Here is a 15,015-nt window from a genome sequence, read left to right on the forward strand (position 1 = left end):
TACGAGGTGTGTCCGTTTCGCTTGATATAGGCGCTAAGCCCCTCTCAACGGAGCGGCCGAAGGGAGCGGAGGAGGTTGGGGATACAGCGTCCCCAGAAATCTCCGATTTCTGGTGTGCGAACGAATCGCTCCGCGATTCGTTAACGCCTGTGGAGACTGCGCTCCCTGTGGATACGCCTGTATCTGCAAAGCGCGTCGTTGAAGCAGGAAGCCCTACCCTCAAGGAGCGAGCGGTGTCAGCCGTGAGCGAGTAGAGTAGGGTAGTTCACGGATCGACAGCTCGTCCGCGTTGGACACGTCCCGGAGCTCGACCGGGTAGTCGGCCGGGATTCGGAGGTCGAAGCCATCGGGAGTGCACTCGCCCCGGCCACTCGGGGGGGACCACCCGAGACGACGATCGTGTACGGCAAGACCGGAACCGGGAAATCACTCGTTGCGCGGTGTGTCACGCGTGAAGCCAAGCGCCGAGCCGAGAACAACGGACATACCCTCGCGTCCGCCTACGTCGATTGTTCGGACTACCAGACGGAGACCCAGGCGAGCAGGGAGATCGCACGGGAGCTCCAGTCGAGTCTCGATGAGGCGGCCGCGGACACGTCGATCCCACGGAAGGGCATCGCCGCCGCGGACTACCGCGACATTACCTGGGAGCTGCTGGCGGAACACGACGTGCAGTCTTTCGTAGTGATCCTTGACGAGATCGACAAGCTCGACGGCGACGATCTCCTTCGAAGCCTCTCGCGAGCTCGGGAGAGCGGGAAGGCGGACGCGTTGATCGGCGCGATCTGCATCAGCAACAAGATCGAGTATCGCGATCGACTCAGCGAGCGCGTCGATTCCTCGCTTCAGGACAACGAACTCGTCTTCGATCCCTACGACGCAACACAGATCAAGGCCATCCTCACTCACCGTCGGGATGCGTTCGTGGACGGTGTTCTCGAGGAGAGCGTGATCCCGAAGACGGCTGCTCTCGCCGCACGCGAACACGGGGATGCACGCAAGGCGGTGGACATGCTCTATGAGGCCGGCCGACTCGCGGAGAAGGAACGCGCCGAGTCCGTCCACGAGGGTCACGTCGACGCCGCGCTCCAGCGGGCGGAGCTCAACCGGTTTCAAAAACTGGTCAGCGGCCAGACACCCCACGTGAAACACATCCTCCGTTCACTCGCCTTGTTGACCGAGGGAACGGATCGAAAGCGGTTCCGCACAGCAAAGGTCTTCGAGACGTACAAAAACGTCGCCACACAAGCGGACACCGACCCGCTCGGATACGATCGCGTTCAGCGACTACTCAACGAACAGGCGTTTCTGGGAATCACCGAAAGCGAGCACACGGGCGGTGGACACGGTGAAGGTAGCTATCGAGTCCACCAGCTGCTTCGCTCGCCGGAGATCGTCGCCAAAGCTCTCGATCACGATTGAGTCGGTTCAGGGAACGAGCCGTTTCACTCGGTATGCGGTGTGGGTGGGTACTGACTCGAAGGTGTCCCCCACGTTGACGCCAATATTCATTCGGTATCCGGTGTGTGTCTCCCCGTCGTCTCGACGACCATGGATCACATCCGAATTCACTCGGTACGGGGTGTGTCCGCTGTCCTCACCATCGTTGACTCGGTCGTTTGGAACACTCGACACGGTGGTGTGGGTGGGTTACTTCTGGCGTGGCCCGTCTCTCGTTATTCGCCATCTTCAACGATAGCACTCCGACGGAGAACACTCGACACGGTGGGGTGACACACATCCCTTCTCGGAGATCTGGAACATTCGACACAGTGGTATGACTGGTCTGAGAGCTCCCGGATGCTCCCTACCCAGAACACTCGACATGGTGGGGTGACACCGGTCTCGATCTCAGTACCTGCCGCTCCGTCAGCACCTGCCATGTCGTGGACAGGTGCGAGAGCATTCAACCGTACCCGTGTCGGCGTCGACGTGTATCGCCCGTGTCGACAGCCACACGAAGTACGAGTACGGCAGGTCGGAGTCAGATCCCCGCTCCGGTGTGTCTTGTTCGTGGTCGACGTCGTCGATCAGTGTGCCGACCGATCGGTGGATGGTGGGGATGTCGATCGTCTCCCCGTGGACGCGAGAGGGGTTCGATCCGATCGTGAAGACGGGAGGTTTTTGCCCGTCGATCATCCCACTCACAGTAATGCGAATCCTCGACGGGCGGTGTGGGATTCATCGGCGGCCACCTCGCCGAGTCGTTCCTCGCCGACGGCCACGACGTGACGGTCCTCGACAACTTCGAACCCTTCTACGCGGAGGGGATCAAACGCCACGCGCTCGAGATCCACCGCGAGGTGGCTGAGGAAGAGGGAACCGAGTACCGGTTCGTCGAGGGCGACGTTCGAGACCGAGAGACGGTCCGAGAGGTCGTCGCCGACGCGGACGTGGTCGTCCATCAAGCCGCGCAGGCGGGCGTGCGCGAGAGCGTGAGAGAACCCCCGGAAGGTGACCGACATCAACGTCGACGGGACGGTGAACCTCCTGGAGGCGTCGACGGAGGCCGACATCGATCGCGTGATCATCGCGAGTTCCTCGTCGGTGTACGGCAAGCCGCGCTCGTTGCCCTACGAGGAGGACCATCCGACCGAGCCCGTGAGTCCCTACGGGATCTCAAAGTTAACGTAGAGAGTAGTCGTTGGATGTTTGGAATCGAGTGAGACCAATTTGGAAGCCGTGAGCGGTTTGCACAACGAGACCGACGATATTATTCGGACCGCTGCCTGAAATCAGGATAACTCATCTCTATGTCATCGTCAGATCCCGAACCGGTACCGGTCTCCAGACGTGCGAAACTCAACGCCCTCCGCGACGTCGCGAGGTACAACCCAACGTACACGGTGGCAGTCGTCGCGCTCGGGGTCGTCGCCGCGGTGCTCGAAGGTGTCGGCCTGAGCTTCATTCTTCCTATTGTCGAACTCGTTCAGCTTCAGGACCCTGCCGCGGAGGCGGAGGGGCTGCTCGCGGTATTCGTCACGGCCTACCAGACGCTTGGGATCCCCTTCACGCTGGGATACGTCGTACTTGGTGTCTCCACCGTGATGGTCGCACGGTATACGACCAGCTTCGCAGTCGCGTGGTTCCGAGAGGCACTGCGGACCTACTACATCAGGGACCTCCAGACGCGGGCGTTCCGGAACGCGCTGAACGCACGCGTGGAGTACTTCGATAGGGAGGGCTCCGACGACATTCTGAACGCGATCGTCACGCAAACGAACTATGCCAGTCGGGTGATTCAATACGCAATCCAGTTTACTCAACAGGTGTTCCTCGCCGGCGTATACTTCGCCGTCGCGCTGGTGATCGCGCCGGCATTGACAATCGTCACCGGAGTCATCCTCGGAGGGTTTTCGGTCTTCTTCCGGCGAGTGCTTGATTCAGGTTATGATGTCGGGGACAAAGTCGCCGAGGCGAACGAGATGCGACAGGAGGCTGCACAGGCCGGAACGCAGGGCATCCGTGACGTTCGGATATTTGGGCTTGCCGAGGAAATCTTCGAGGATTTCACGGAGGCGATCGAACAGTTCACCAAGTCACGGATCGTCCTCCGGCGGAACGAGGCCGCGATTAACAACTTCTACAACCTCGTCGTCGCGGTCTCCGTGTTCGTGCTCATCTACCTCGCGTTGACATTCGCGAACCTCTCGGTCGGCGAGCTCGGCGTCTTCCTCTTCGCGATGTTCCGACTCGGTCCGAAGGCGAGCCAGGTGAACACGCTGTACTACAGAGTCGAGAACAATCTCCCGCACCTCGTCCGCACCATCCAGTTCACCGACGAATTGGCGTCATATAACGAACCGACCGGATCGAGCCGGGAGGTTCCCGAAGAGATCCGAGAAGTTGAGTTCGACGATGTTCACTTCTCGTACGACGACGAAGAGGAGGTGCTCCGTGGGATCGACTTCACCGTTGAGAAGGGCGAATTCGTCGGATTTGTCGGGCAATCGGGCGCGGGGAAATCGACGATCGTATCCCTGCTTGCTCGGCTGTACCCGGTCGATGAGGGTGAGATTAGAGCGAACGGGATCCCGATTGATGAGATGGACATCGCGGAGTGGCGCGACCGGCTCTCGATGGTCAGACAGGACCCGTTCATCTTCAACGACACGCTCCGGTACAACTTGACGCTCGGGAACCGGAACGTCTCCGAGGAAGACCTCGACCGGGTGTGTTCGATCGCCAAGGTCGACGAGTTCATCGACGAGCTTCCGGACGGGTACGACTCGTTGTTGGGTGACGACGGGGTTCGGCTGTCTGGCGGACAGCAGCAGCGTGTCGCGCTCGCACGGGCCTTGCTTGAGGACGCCGACGTGTTGATCCTCGATGAGGCGACGAGCGACCTCGACTCGAACCTGGAGAAGCAGGTCCAGCGATCGATCGAGGAGATGGATCGTGACTACGCAATCGTGACGATCGCACATCGCCTGTCGACGGTGAAGAACGCCGACCGGATCTACACGATCGAGGATGGCCGAGTTACGGAGACGGGACAGCATGATGAGCTCGTGGCGGAGGGTGGGAAGTACGCGGATCTATACGGGATCCAGTCGAGTCGGTAGCGGATCTCTCATCTGCAGATTCAATGACTGTCAGCTGTGAGAGCCGGATCGATCTCGATTGAAGTAACTGAAGTTCGATCGGGACATCGATCTGTTAGCTCATCACACGGTACTTCGATCGGATTCAATAGCTTGATGCGTATCGTCTAGAAGGGTACGAAATAGATGATCAGTGGCAGTACTATCCTCTTGACCGGCGGAGCAGGGTCGGTCGGTCGATCCATCGTTCCCCGGATCCTCAAACGAGATCCGCAGACGCTCCGAATCCTGGACAACAGTGAACCGGGGTTGGCATCCCTGAAGTCCGAACTCGACGACAACCGCTGTCGTTTCTTCGCGGGCGACGTCCGGGACGCGGACCGTCTCTCACGTGCGATGTCCGGTGTAGACGTCGTCTTCCATACGGCCGCGATGAAGCACGTGGACATCTGTGAGTATAATCCGTTCGAGGCGGTGAAGACCAACACGCTCGGACTCCAGAACGTCGTCGATACGGCTATCGATGAGAACGTCGATAGAGTCGTATTCACGAGCAGTGACAAGGCAGTCCATCCGGCAAACACGATGGGAACCACGAAGCTGCTCGGTGAGAAGCTCGTTACCGCGGGCAACACCTACCGCGGCGAACGAGATCTCCGGCTCGCGTCGGTTCGTTTCGGAAACGTGATCAACTCCTCGCAGTCCGTGATTCCACTGTTTACCGAACAGATCCGAGAGGGAGGACCAGTCACGCTGACTGATGAACGGATGACTCGCTTCTTTCTCACCTATGATGACGTGTTCGATCTCGTGACAGGTGCAGCCGAGAAAACGACGGGCGGAGAGGTATTCGTCTTCAAGATGCCGTCGATCCGGATCGTCGACCTCGCGGAGGCCATGATTAAGACGCTCGCTCCACAGTATGGATACGCACCCGATGAGATCGACGTCGAGATCATCGGTCCCCGCCCCGGCGAGACGTTCCACGAGAAGATCATGACCGAACGAGAAGCGCGGCGCGCCTACGAGAACGGCTCGATGTATGCGATCCTCCCGGAAGAGACAGAAAACCGGACACCGACACCCCCGGATGGATTCAAGGAGGCGTCAGACATCGTTCTGTCCTCGAAGAACGCCGAGAAGCTGTCCAAGAACGAAATCGTCTCCCTTCTGGAGAATAACTGTTCCTTCGAGACGAGCAATGAATGAGACAGTCGCGGTCACCGGCGCTGCAGGATTCATCGGTCGCTGGGTCGTGTCGGAACTCCTCGATCGTGGCCACACGGTTTACGGACTCGACGACTTCTCGAACGGGTCCGAACGGAACATCAAGTCGTTCCGGGATGACGACGCGTTCCACATCTACGAGGGCGACGTTCGTTCCCGAGACGATGTCGATCGGATCTTTGAGCATGACGTGGACGCGTGTATCCATCTCGCCGCCGAGATCGACGTCCAAGAGAGTCTCGAAGATCCACAATCACACTTCGAATCGAACGTGATCGGCACACAGAACGTCCTTGAAGCGTGCCGACGGACCGACACTCGGCTCGGCCTTGTCGGCACGTGTATGGTGTACGATATGGTCGATTCCGAGGAGGGAATCAGTGAGGACCATCCCACGAAGCCGGCCTCGCCGTACGCCGGGTCGAAGTTGGCCGCAGAGGACCTCGCCGAGGGATACTACCATGGGTACGACCTGCCAGTTACCATATTGCGCCCGTTCAACACGTACGGTCCCTACCAGAAGACCGGGATGGCCGGCGGTGTCGTGTCGATCTTCGCGAGTCGAGACATCCGTGACGAGACGCTGAAGATCTTCGGCGACGGAACACAGACGCGAGATCTGTTGTACGCAACTGACTGTGCCCGCTTCATCGTCGAAGGAACGTTCAGCGATGAGACGATTGGCGAAGTGCTCAATGCAGGGACCGGGACCGACGTCTCGATAAACGAACTCGCGGAGCTGATCGCGACCGACGGAACGGAGATCACCCACGTCGAACACCATCACCCGCAAAGTGAGGTCCAGAAACTGCTGTGTGATCCGACGAAGGCGAAGAAGCTGCTCGGCTGGGAACCGGAGGTCTCACTTGAGGAGGGTGTGTCCCTCCTCCGGACGTGGCTCAAGGAGGAAGCGGAGACCACTCGATAATGACGGGGACTCCGGCATATTGCGGCGGCGAGCCCGTCCGCACGGAGGTACTCGGCTACGGTTCACAGAGTATCGGTGAGGACGAGAAGCAGGCTGTCGTCGAAGCGCTGGAGGGCGACTACATCACGCGTGGGCCGACCGTCAAGACGTTCGAAGAGCGTGTGGCCGATCTGGTGGGTGTCGACCACGCGATCGCGACGACGTCTGGCACCACGGCGCTTCACCTCGCTGGGAGGGCAGCGGGATTCGACGTTGGCGACGAAGTGATCACGACGCCACTCACATTCGTGTCGACGGCACACGCGGCAACGTACTGTGGGGCTGAGCCGGTCCTGGCCGATATCGACCCGTATCGCCGAACGCTTGACCCGGAGGCCGTCCGCAAACAGATGACGTCGGAGACGGAAGGGGTCGTCCCGATGCACTACGCCGGCCAGCCGGCCGACATCGAGGGCCATCTCGAAGTGGCTGACGAACACGACCTGACTGTGATCTGGGACGCGTGTCACGCCTTCGGCGGGAACTGGAACGGTGAGCCGATCGGCGCACAGCGTGACATGGCCGTATTCAGTTTTCATCCGGTGAAGAACGTCACCACCGGCGAGGGCGGGATGATCGTCACTGACAACGACGACTTTGCGGCGCAACTGCGTCGTCTCCGCTCGTTCGACATGGACTATAGTCCGGATGGCCACGAGGAGGAGCCATGGTATCAGGTGACGGAAGGAGTTGGCTACAACTACAACGTTACGGATATCCAGGCAGCCCTCGGGCTCGCCCAGATTGATCGGCTCGGGGAGTTCAAGACACGTCGTGACGAAATCATCGCGGAGTACGACGGGGCGTTCGTCGACATGGAGGGATTTCGGACACCACCAGATCCGACGAACGCCGATCCGATGTATCATCTCTACGCCGTCGAGATTGGCGAGGCGTTCGGGTGTAACCGGACGGAGTTCGTCAATGCGATGCACGCGGAGAACATCGGAGTGCAGGTCCACTACGTTCCTCTCCATTATCACCCGTACTTCCAGGAAGAGTTTGGGTATGAGAGAGGGATGTTCCCCGAGACGGAACAGGTGTATGAGGGGCTGGTGAGTCTTCCCCTACACGCGGAGATGGATGATGGCGACGTTACGGACGTTGTAACTGCGATCAAGCGACTCCACGCGTACCACGCCGAGTAGATGCGCTTATCCGGAGGGCGGTCCGTTTCTCGGCATGGAGTCGTTCGATATCGGAGGACGTCCGGTTGGTCCGGACGAGTCCACGTTCGTGATCGCAGAAGCAGGGTCGAACCACAACGGTGACCTCGAGACGGCGAAGGAACTCATCGATGTCGCTGCCGATGCTGGAGCCGATGCAGTGAAGTTCCAGACGTTCCGGGCGGAGGATCTCTACGTCGAGGAGAGTGGTGAAGTCGAGTATCTCGATGACGATCGGGGTATCTATGAGATCATCGAGTCGATGGAGATGCCCTACGAGTGGATCCCGGAGTTACACGACTACTGCTCCGAGCAGAGCATCCAGTTCATGTCGACTCCGTTCGACAAACGATCCGCCGAAGAGCTCGCAGAATACGTTCCAGCCTGGAAGGTAGCATCATACACGAGCAGCCACGTTCCGTTCCTCCAACACCTCGCGGGCACCGACAAGCCGATCATCATGTCTACGGGCGCTCACGAGTTAGCGGAGGTGGCGGAATCGGTAGCGGCGCTCCGCGAGGCGGGAGCCACCGATCTCGTCCTGTTACAGTGTGTCGCCGCGTATCCGACGCCGATCTCCGAGATCAACGTCGGCGTCGTCGAGACGCTCAACGAGGAGTTCGACGTTCCGACTGGCCTCTCCGATCACACTCTTGATCCCGTGACAGCTCCGGCGGCAGCGGTCGCACTCGGTGCGAGCGTCGTCGAGAAGCACTTTACGCTTGATAAGTCGATGGAAGGGCCGGACCACGAGTTTGCACTTAAACCCAACGAACTAGGTCGAATGGTCTCTGCGATCCGCGATACGGAAGCCACGCTCGGATCTGGGGAGAAACGCGTGCTGGAAGTCGAGCAAGAACTCCACGAAAAAGCACGCCGTGCTATTCATGCGGGTGAGTACATCGAACAGGGCGAACCGCTAACCAAAGAAAATCTGAATGTATTGCGGCCGGGTGAGAGAGAGTCCGGACTCCACCCGAAGTTCTACAATGAACTCTTGGAGACGACTGCTACCCGTGATATTCAACGGGGAAAGGGGATAAAGTGGGAAGACGTCGATCAGGACTGATCACTCGCGACGAACGTCTATGTCTACGTAGTACGTGTCACCGTTGACTTCGATTCTCGCATTGTCGTAGGGTGGAAACGTGAGTGCGCGGAGCCGGTCAAGGAGTTCTCTCGTCCGTACGGTCTCATCTGCATCGAGTTCACACAGTTCTTCGAAATCGCTAGTACGATGGTATGTCCCGTCGCCGTCTTCCTGTTCGATCGTCGAGACGTTACCGGCGGCCACGCTTGGCCAAGTCTGTTTGAACAATTCGAATTGTGCGTCCTCGAGACGTTGATGGAGATCCTTTCCCGTGTCGGAGAAGTGTTTCTCTACCTCCCGGCGCGCGACGATATCCCCGGTATCCAGCGTTGGATCCATGTAATGAAGCGTCACTCCGGCAGGAGTGTCTTCGACGATGCTCCAGACATTCGGATTCGCACCACGATTGTACGGGAGGTACGCAGGGTGGAGATTCAAACACCCCATCTCGGGTATATCGAGGATCTGCTCTGGAACGATGTGACGAAATCCACATGAAACAACGAGATCGGGTTCCGTATCCTCGATGAGGGTTAACTGCTCTTCTGTCGTCAAGAGGGCACGAACGAAGACGTTCGTTCGTTCACAGAGCCAGTTGTAAACTCGCATTCCGGCATCGTTCACGCCGAGAAAGACGATCTCGATATCGTCGGTCATAGCTTTGAGTTTGCGTCACCGGCTGAAAGAACTTCTCGATAGACACGATTCGTTCCTCGGCCGTCAATGAGGTTGCGGCCGATCTCATGTCGGGTCCGGCGAAGAGATGAATCCGTGACGTATTCCTCGATCGCTTCGCCAAACTCTGTTTCGTCAGCGGTTTTATCCAGCACGGTTGCTGCGTTGTGTTCTCGAAGTGCACTGGCGATCAGCGCTTGGTTGTCGATAACGGGGAGATTCACGATCGGCGTTCCGAGCGCGAGCAGTTCGTACGTGGTCGTACTCGCGGTGGTGACGGCGAAGTCAGCCTGGAACATTCGCTTCGGAAGGTTCTCGGGATCGCGGACGACACGGACGTCGACACTTACCTCGTTAGCTGCCCGTTTGATTGATGCCTCCTGTTTCTCGGAAAAACCTGGTCCGACGATAGCATCTACGCGAAGATCGAATCCGTCGAAGGCCCGGATCACTGTCGGCGTCAGACCGGCGATATCGCTGCCTCCCATCGTGACGATAGCACGCATCGGTGTCTCACGCCAAGGTGGATCCCTTGTGGCGTACTTCGTGATCGACGGCCGGAGGAGGAGGTATTCGGGCCCAAGACACCACTCGGGTTCTGCACCGATCACGTCATACTTCAGTTCGGGTGCGTAGAGGTTGCCATTCACAAGAACGTCAGCAGCGATCCGATGACGCGTGTCGTCGGCGACGACAACGAGCGGAACCACCTCCCTAAGTCGCTCTTGATATTTCCCATCCGCGAGATACGAATCCAATAGGGTTACATCGGCATGACCTCGTACGAACTCGCGAACCGGCTCGGGATCATCTCGGGACAGAATGGTTTCCATCTCGACATCGTCCGGACAGACCTCTTGAACGTGTTCCGGAGTCGTCGTCGCGTACGTGACGAGGTGACCGCGATCGAGTAGTTTACTGGCGAGCGCGCCAGTCCTGACGAGGTGTCCGTAGCCGATCTCCGGTCCGCCGTCGGCGCGAATGACGACATGCATCAGTGAGTTTTCTGTTCGATATCCCTGTTCAATTCCATCAGATCGTTGTCATCCACGTAACGGATTGCCCTTCGAATCGGAAGAATCTCATCAAATGGAACGTTCTCATAGATCGTCCGCAGAACCTCGTAATCGTCGGCTTCATCAAGGGTCAAACGAAGGTCACCACGATTCCGAAACTCGGGTTCGTTGAACACGTCCCTGGAAGTTATGCTTTTTGTCCTAAAAGCCTCTTGCCCTTCTCGGTAGTATGGAGTCACATGTTCGCGGTGGTGTGGTTCGGTCGCCTCCTCGTAGACTCGCTTGAAGCTCTCGAACGTGAACGCCTCCACGTCGAGTCCTCGCGGAAAGGTTCGTTTGAAGAAGTTAGCTGCATACTCTGCGTTTCCCGCTGTTACCGGGTGTATAACCGCGTCGATCGTTTCCGGATCGATGAGTGGGCAGTCCCCTGTGATACGAACGATTACGTCGGCGTTAGCGGTTCGGGCGGCATCGTATATTCGTTCGAGTACATTCGACTCGCTTCCCCGAAACACGCTCGCTCCGCTTCGTGATGCGTATCTGGCGACGATATCGTCAGCCGTCCGATTCGAAGTTGCGACGACGACCTCGTCGATACTTTCGGCCGCCTCCACGCGTTGAACGTCATGTGTGATGACGTGGTCACCAGCTAGGGGGAGCATGACCTTGCCAGGAAGGCGCGTCGAACCCATTCGGGCTTGGATAATTGCGACTGTTTGCTGGCTCATTATGTTTGGACTTGTTCGATGGCATGAATCTCTTCCGATAGAGGTGGTTAAAGGCGTGGATATCGGCATTCATTTCTAAAAAAGTATTATTAAAATTAATTGCAAAATAGTGGTATTAAAATAATAAATTTAATAACATCATTAATATTATGACATCGTATTTCCACCACATGTGAGTCGAAATGAGAATTCTATGATAACATTGAAAGTCAGATGAGAAATAAAACCCCTTTTAATAACATTACATTATGGAGTGAGATTTAATATCAAGTATATTAATGAACTTTAGCATCCTGTATCATATACCGCAGTTAATACTGGTACAGAACCTCTATCTATTTGGTTACTAATTTTATATCCCCTATTTTCTAGGATAGTTTTGATATCTTCTGTTTCTGCACCAAAGTGGGGATGAGTTTCCACAATTATAACTCTCGGAGTAGTTTTTAATTCCTCAAGTATATCTTTTTCAGCGCCTTCACAATCAAGTTCTAGAACATCGCATTCTGGAAGGTCTTCAGGTGATATTTGCTCAGCTTGTGATTTGTTTTCCTCAACTATAGAGAGATGTATTGCAGGTCCAACAATTGCGTGACGCACCTCACATCCATTCTGGATCTCGTTAAGAGCAATGGTGTTTTGTGCCTGTCGTACTCTACTGGCATCCCCATCAAATGATATTACATGTCCTGATGTTGTCGCTTGCTTGGCCGCTATTACAGTTGTTGTTCCGCTTCCAGCGCCGACGATAACTATGCTGTCGCCGGATTCAACATGAGATCGAAGTTCGGAAACTAGCGCATTCTCATGGTCTGGATCATCCGAATAGTTTACTCCAGGAACAAAGGAGTCCAGGGGTTTTCGAGCTCGAACCGGGATTCCTGCTTTTGTGTAGTATCCTGAAGTGGGTACCACTCTACGGATAGAATTTCTATAAATGAATCCGATTGAATCTTTTAAAAGAGCAATATTTCCCTCTGTGGAACGGATTTTCTGTGCACGTAGAATCTTCTGTTTGAAATGTGTGATCATACCGGATACTAAGTTTAATTGGTCGGTGTATATGATGTCGTCATCAGCATTCGTTCTTTTCCATCTTCTTGTGGCTGTCCTCGATGATAGCCCGCTTGGTTCGCTATTATTAGTGTGCCTTTTGGTGCCGTGCAGTAGGTTATATCATCCTTATCATAGAAGACAGCATCCGTTGAGGGTTTGTCCTTAATTCTATTAACGATGCTGGATGTCTTATTTTTAATCTTCGAAGACTGATGCGATCCTTTGACGTAGCTGAATGGACCAAACGATTGATTTGGAACGTCTGTTAGATATACGAACGACTTGAATTTTCCGCCGTACGTATCTGCGTGAAAGTCACGCGTCGTCGTAACCGATCTATTCCAGTAGACATTGAGGTTATCTGGCGAGTAACCCTCCGAGGTAGCTCGGTTGATTATATTGTTTACCATCTCATCCGATTTGAACGAGGCAACTTCAGAAACCGCCATATCAACGTTAAACACGTCAAGCATCCCTTCGTCACGCCCCGACCGTTTGTTTACGACTGGACTACCCCAGTTGGCGAAATCGTTGTATCCATATTCGTGGTCACCACCCTCCACCACGTCGTAGCCACCCTCTTCGATCTCGCGAGATATCTCTTCGTAGAGTTCCTCACAGGTGCTTTCATCCAAATAGTTATCAATAATTACAATTCCATCTTCATTAAGAGTTTCCGCATAGTCTTGAATTTCTGCTTCCATATTCAATGATCATATACAAAGTTATTAAATATTACCGGTGCACCCCCCATCGAGTTGGTGACTCTGCGGTATGATTGCGGTCTGAACCAGCGTGGGAGCGAGCAGATCTTCGAATAGATCGGCCTCGAGCGGTCAAATGTGGCGATCTGGAAGTGGACTCGGGAGTTCAACTAGCGTCCGTCTGTCTACTCGACGAAACTTCGATCAGTCAACATGGCAAAGAGCTCACGCTGTTTGTAGCAGTTGATCCCAAAACACGCCACATTCTCCATGAAAGTTTCTTCAACACGAAATTACCAGACATAGAACGCTGTCTAAGTTAACGCTGCCTCCAAACAGTCACGGATTTACATATAGAGTATGTTCATACAGAGGTGAATGAGTTTGGAGCCACAGGATTTTGAGGCCTTCGAGAAGGGCAATGATTTATTCTCAATTACTGTAGACGGTATCTCTATCTGGGAACGGATCCGATTCAAGACGTTCCGCGACATCGCCCAACAGAACGGCCGCGGCCAAGCCCATACCCAAAACGAGATGGGATTACTGACAAACCTCCGCGGATTCGGATTGTTACTCAAAAATGCGGTCTACCGAAACCCGTATCTCGCGGACGAACACGACTTCCTCTTTTTCGGTCACAGCCGGCGAAAGCTCGAGGAGGACGGCTACTGGTGGGACCTCTACTGTGATCCGATCCACGATCGAAACGAACTGGACTACGTTCACATGGAAACACCGCACCTCATGTCTCATCGACGTCCTGCGAAGACGGAAAACCTCCGTTACCTCGAACTCATCCAGTATGGCGGGACTCTCCAACGACGGCTCGGGCTACGCCGACCGTCACTCCCCGACGATGTCGTCTCACGTCTTCACGAAGCTGAAACGGAGATCCAACGCCGATTCGGCGCCAACATCGACCTCGTCTCGATAGCGAGAGAAAAACTCCACGTCCGGAACACGACTCTTCCCTTGTATGAGCGACTGCTAGACCGGATCGATCCGTCGGTCGTCGTTGTCGTCGTCTCGTATGGCAAAGAGACGCTGATCGAAGCATGCAAGCGGAAGGAAATCCCGGTCGTCGAGTTACAACACGGCGTGATCTACGAACACCATTACGGGTACGCGTATCCAGAGAACGTGACAAAGAACACCTTTCCGGACTATCTGCTGACGTTCGGCGAGTTCTGGAACGAGAACGTCTCCTTCCCGATCCCCGAGGACCGCGTGATCCCGGTCGGCTATCCGTACCTCGAACAACGTCTCGACGCCTACGATGACATCGAGCGCTCCAAACAGCTCCTATTCATCTCACAGGGGACGATCGGCCGCGAACTCTCACGGTTCGCCCTGGCGGTTCACGAAGACGTGCGCATCGACCACGACGTCGTCTACAAGCTTCACCCGGGTGAGTACGACCGGTGGGAGGAGGAGTACCCGTGGCTCGCGACGTCGGACATGCGAGTCATCGACGAGTCCGAACCACCCCTTTACCGGCTCTTCGCAAAGTCTACCGCGCAGATTGGAGTTGGATCGACGGCGGTGTACGAGGGGATCTGTTTCGATCTGGAGACGTTCGTGTTCGAGACGGATGGTGCGGATGTGCTCCGGCCGCTCGTCGACGATGGTGCTGCGTCAATGGTCGGGAGCTTGGACGAGTTGGCCAGGGAGTTGGGATCGAATACTGCAGTTCGGTTCGATCGGGAGCGGTTCTTCGAGTCGGAAGCGGTGGAGAATATTCATCGGGAGCTAGTGCGTATTGGCGAAGGTGAAAATAATTGAGATATTTTGAGGAGCTCGATTGAGAGAAAAGTATTTTGAGAGAATTACTATTCGGGG

Annotated in this window: 11 protein-coding genes and 3 pseudogenes; 9 read left to right on the top strand and 5 right to left on the bottom strand. The window is 55.9% G+C overall.

Annotated features, from left to right (window positions below):
- Positions 1-143 precede the first annotated feature (143 nt).
- The 8 genes and pseudogenes from ACERIT_RS13300 to ACERIT_RS13335 all read left to right on the top strand — a co-directional run.
- Positions 144-254, top strand: a pseudogene (locus ACERIT_RS13300) (RNA-guided endonuclease TnpB family protein); the annotation flags it as partial.
- A 10-nt stretch (positions 255-264) separates the two neighbouring features.
- Positions 265-1,422: pseudogene (locus ACERIT_RS13305) on the top strand (Cdc6/Cdc18 family protein); the annotation flags it as partial.
- A 752-nt stretch (positions 1,423-2,174) separates the two neighbouring features.
- A pseudogene (locus ACERIT_RS13310) lies at positions 2,175-2,628 on the top strand (GDP-mannose 4,6-dehydratase); the annotation flags it as partial.
- A gap of 125 nt (positions 2,629-2,753) precedes the next feature.
- The gene (locus ACERIT_RS13315; RefSeq protein ID WP_373675350.1) at positions 2,754-4,565 is read left to right on the top strand and encodes an ABC transporter ATP-binding protein; all 1,812 of its coding nucleotides are present in this window, start codon (positions 2,754-2,756) and stop codon (positions 4,563-4,565) included.
- Positions 4,566-4,730: 165 nt separating this feature from the next.
- Entirely contained in the window at positions 4,731-5,753 is a 1,023-nt protein-coding gene (locus tag ACERIT_RS13320) for an SDR family NAD(P)-dependent oxidoreductase (protein WP_373675351.1), read from the top strand.
- Positions 5,746-6,699, top strand: a complete 954-nt coding sequence (locus ACERIT_RS13325; RefSeq protein ID WP_373675352.1) for a dTDP-glucose 4,6-dehydratase — start codon at positions 5,746-5,748, stop codon at positions 6,697-6,699. The genes ACERIT_RS13320 and ACERIT_RS13325 overlap by 8 nt, the downstream gene beginning before the upstream one ends.
- A complete protein-coding gene (locus ACERIT_RS13330) occupies positions 6,699-7,886 on the top strand; it encodes a DegT/DnrJ/EryC1/StrS family aminotransferase (RefSeq protein WP_373675353.1) in 1,188 nt (395 codons plus the stop codon). The genes ACERIT_RS13325 and ACERIT_RS13330 overlap by 1 nt, the downstream gene beginning before the upstream one ends.
- A 34-nt stretch (positions 7,887-7,920) precedes the next feature.
- Positions 7,921-8,973: an N-acetylneuraminate synthase family protein gene (locus tag ACERIT_RS13335; RefSeq protein WP_373675354.1), complete on the top strand. Its 1,053-nt coding sequence runs from the start codon at positions 7,921-7,923 to the stop codon at positions 8,971-8,973.
- Here the strand turns inward: ACERIT_RS13335 and ACERIT_RS13340 are convergent, their stop codons facing one another.
- From ACERIT_RS13340 to ACERIT_RS13360, 5 genes are all read right to left on the bottom strand, one after another.
- Positions 8,974-9,651, bottom strand: coding sequence for a formyltransferase family protein (locus tag ACERIT_RS13340; RefSeq protein ID WP_373675355.1), 678 nt, complete (start codon positions 9,649-9,651; stop codon positions 8,974-8,976). It lies immediately after the preceding gene.
- Complete coding sequence (locus ACERIT_RS13345; RefSeq protein ID WP_373675356.1) at positions 9,648-10,664, bottom strand: PseG/SpsG family protein; 1,017 nt, start codon at positions 10,662-10,664, stop codon at positions 9,648-9,650. Before ACERIT_RS13345 ends, ACERIT_RS13340 begins: the two co-directional genes overlap by 4 nt.
- Positions 10,664-11,413 (bottom strand): cytidylyltransferase domain-containing protein, encoded by a 750-nt coding sequence (locus ACERIT_RS13350; RefSeq protein WP_373675360.1) that lies wholly within the window; start codon positions 11,411-11,413, stop codon positions 10,664-10,666. The genes ACERIT_RS13345 and ACERIT_RS13350 overlap by 1 nt, the downstream gene beginning before the upstream one ends.
- 285 nt (positions 11,414-11,698) lie before the next feature.
- Positions 11,699-12,445 carry an FkbM family methyltransferase gene (locus tag ACERIT_RS13355; protein ID WP_373675357.1) on the bottom strand — a complete coding sequence of 249 codons (747 nt, stop codon included), beginning with the start codon at positions 12,443-12,445 and terminating at the stop codon, positions 11,699-11,701.
- A gap of 14 nt (positions 12,446-12,459) precedes the next feature.
- Entirely contained in the window at positions 12,460-13,173 is a 714-nt protein-coding gene (locus ACERIT_RS13360) for a hypothetical protein (protein ID WP_373675358.1), read from the bottom strand.
- 378 nt (positions 13,174-13,551) lie between these two features.
- On the opposite strand from ACERIT_RS13360, the gene ACERIT_RS13365 reads away from it, so the two are divergent.
- Complete coding sequence (locus ACERIT_RS13365; protein ID WP_373675359.1) at positions 13,552-14,958, top strand: hypothetical protein; 1,407 nt, start codon at positions 13,552-13,554, stop codon at positions 14,956-14,958.
- Positions 14,959-15,015: the final 57 nt, after the last annotated feature.

The organism is Halopenitus sp. H-Gu1 (assembly GCF_041821145.1).
GTDB lineage: Archaea > Halobacteriota > Halobacteria > Halobacteriales > Haloferacaceae > Halopenitus.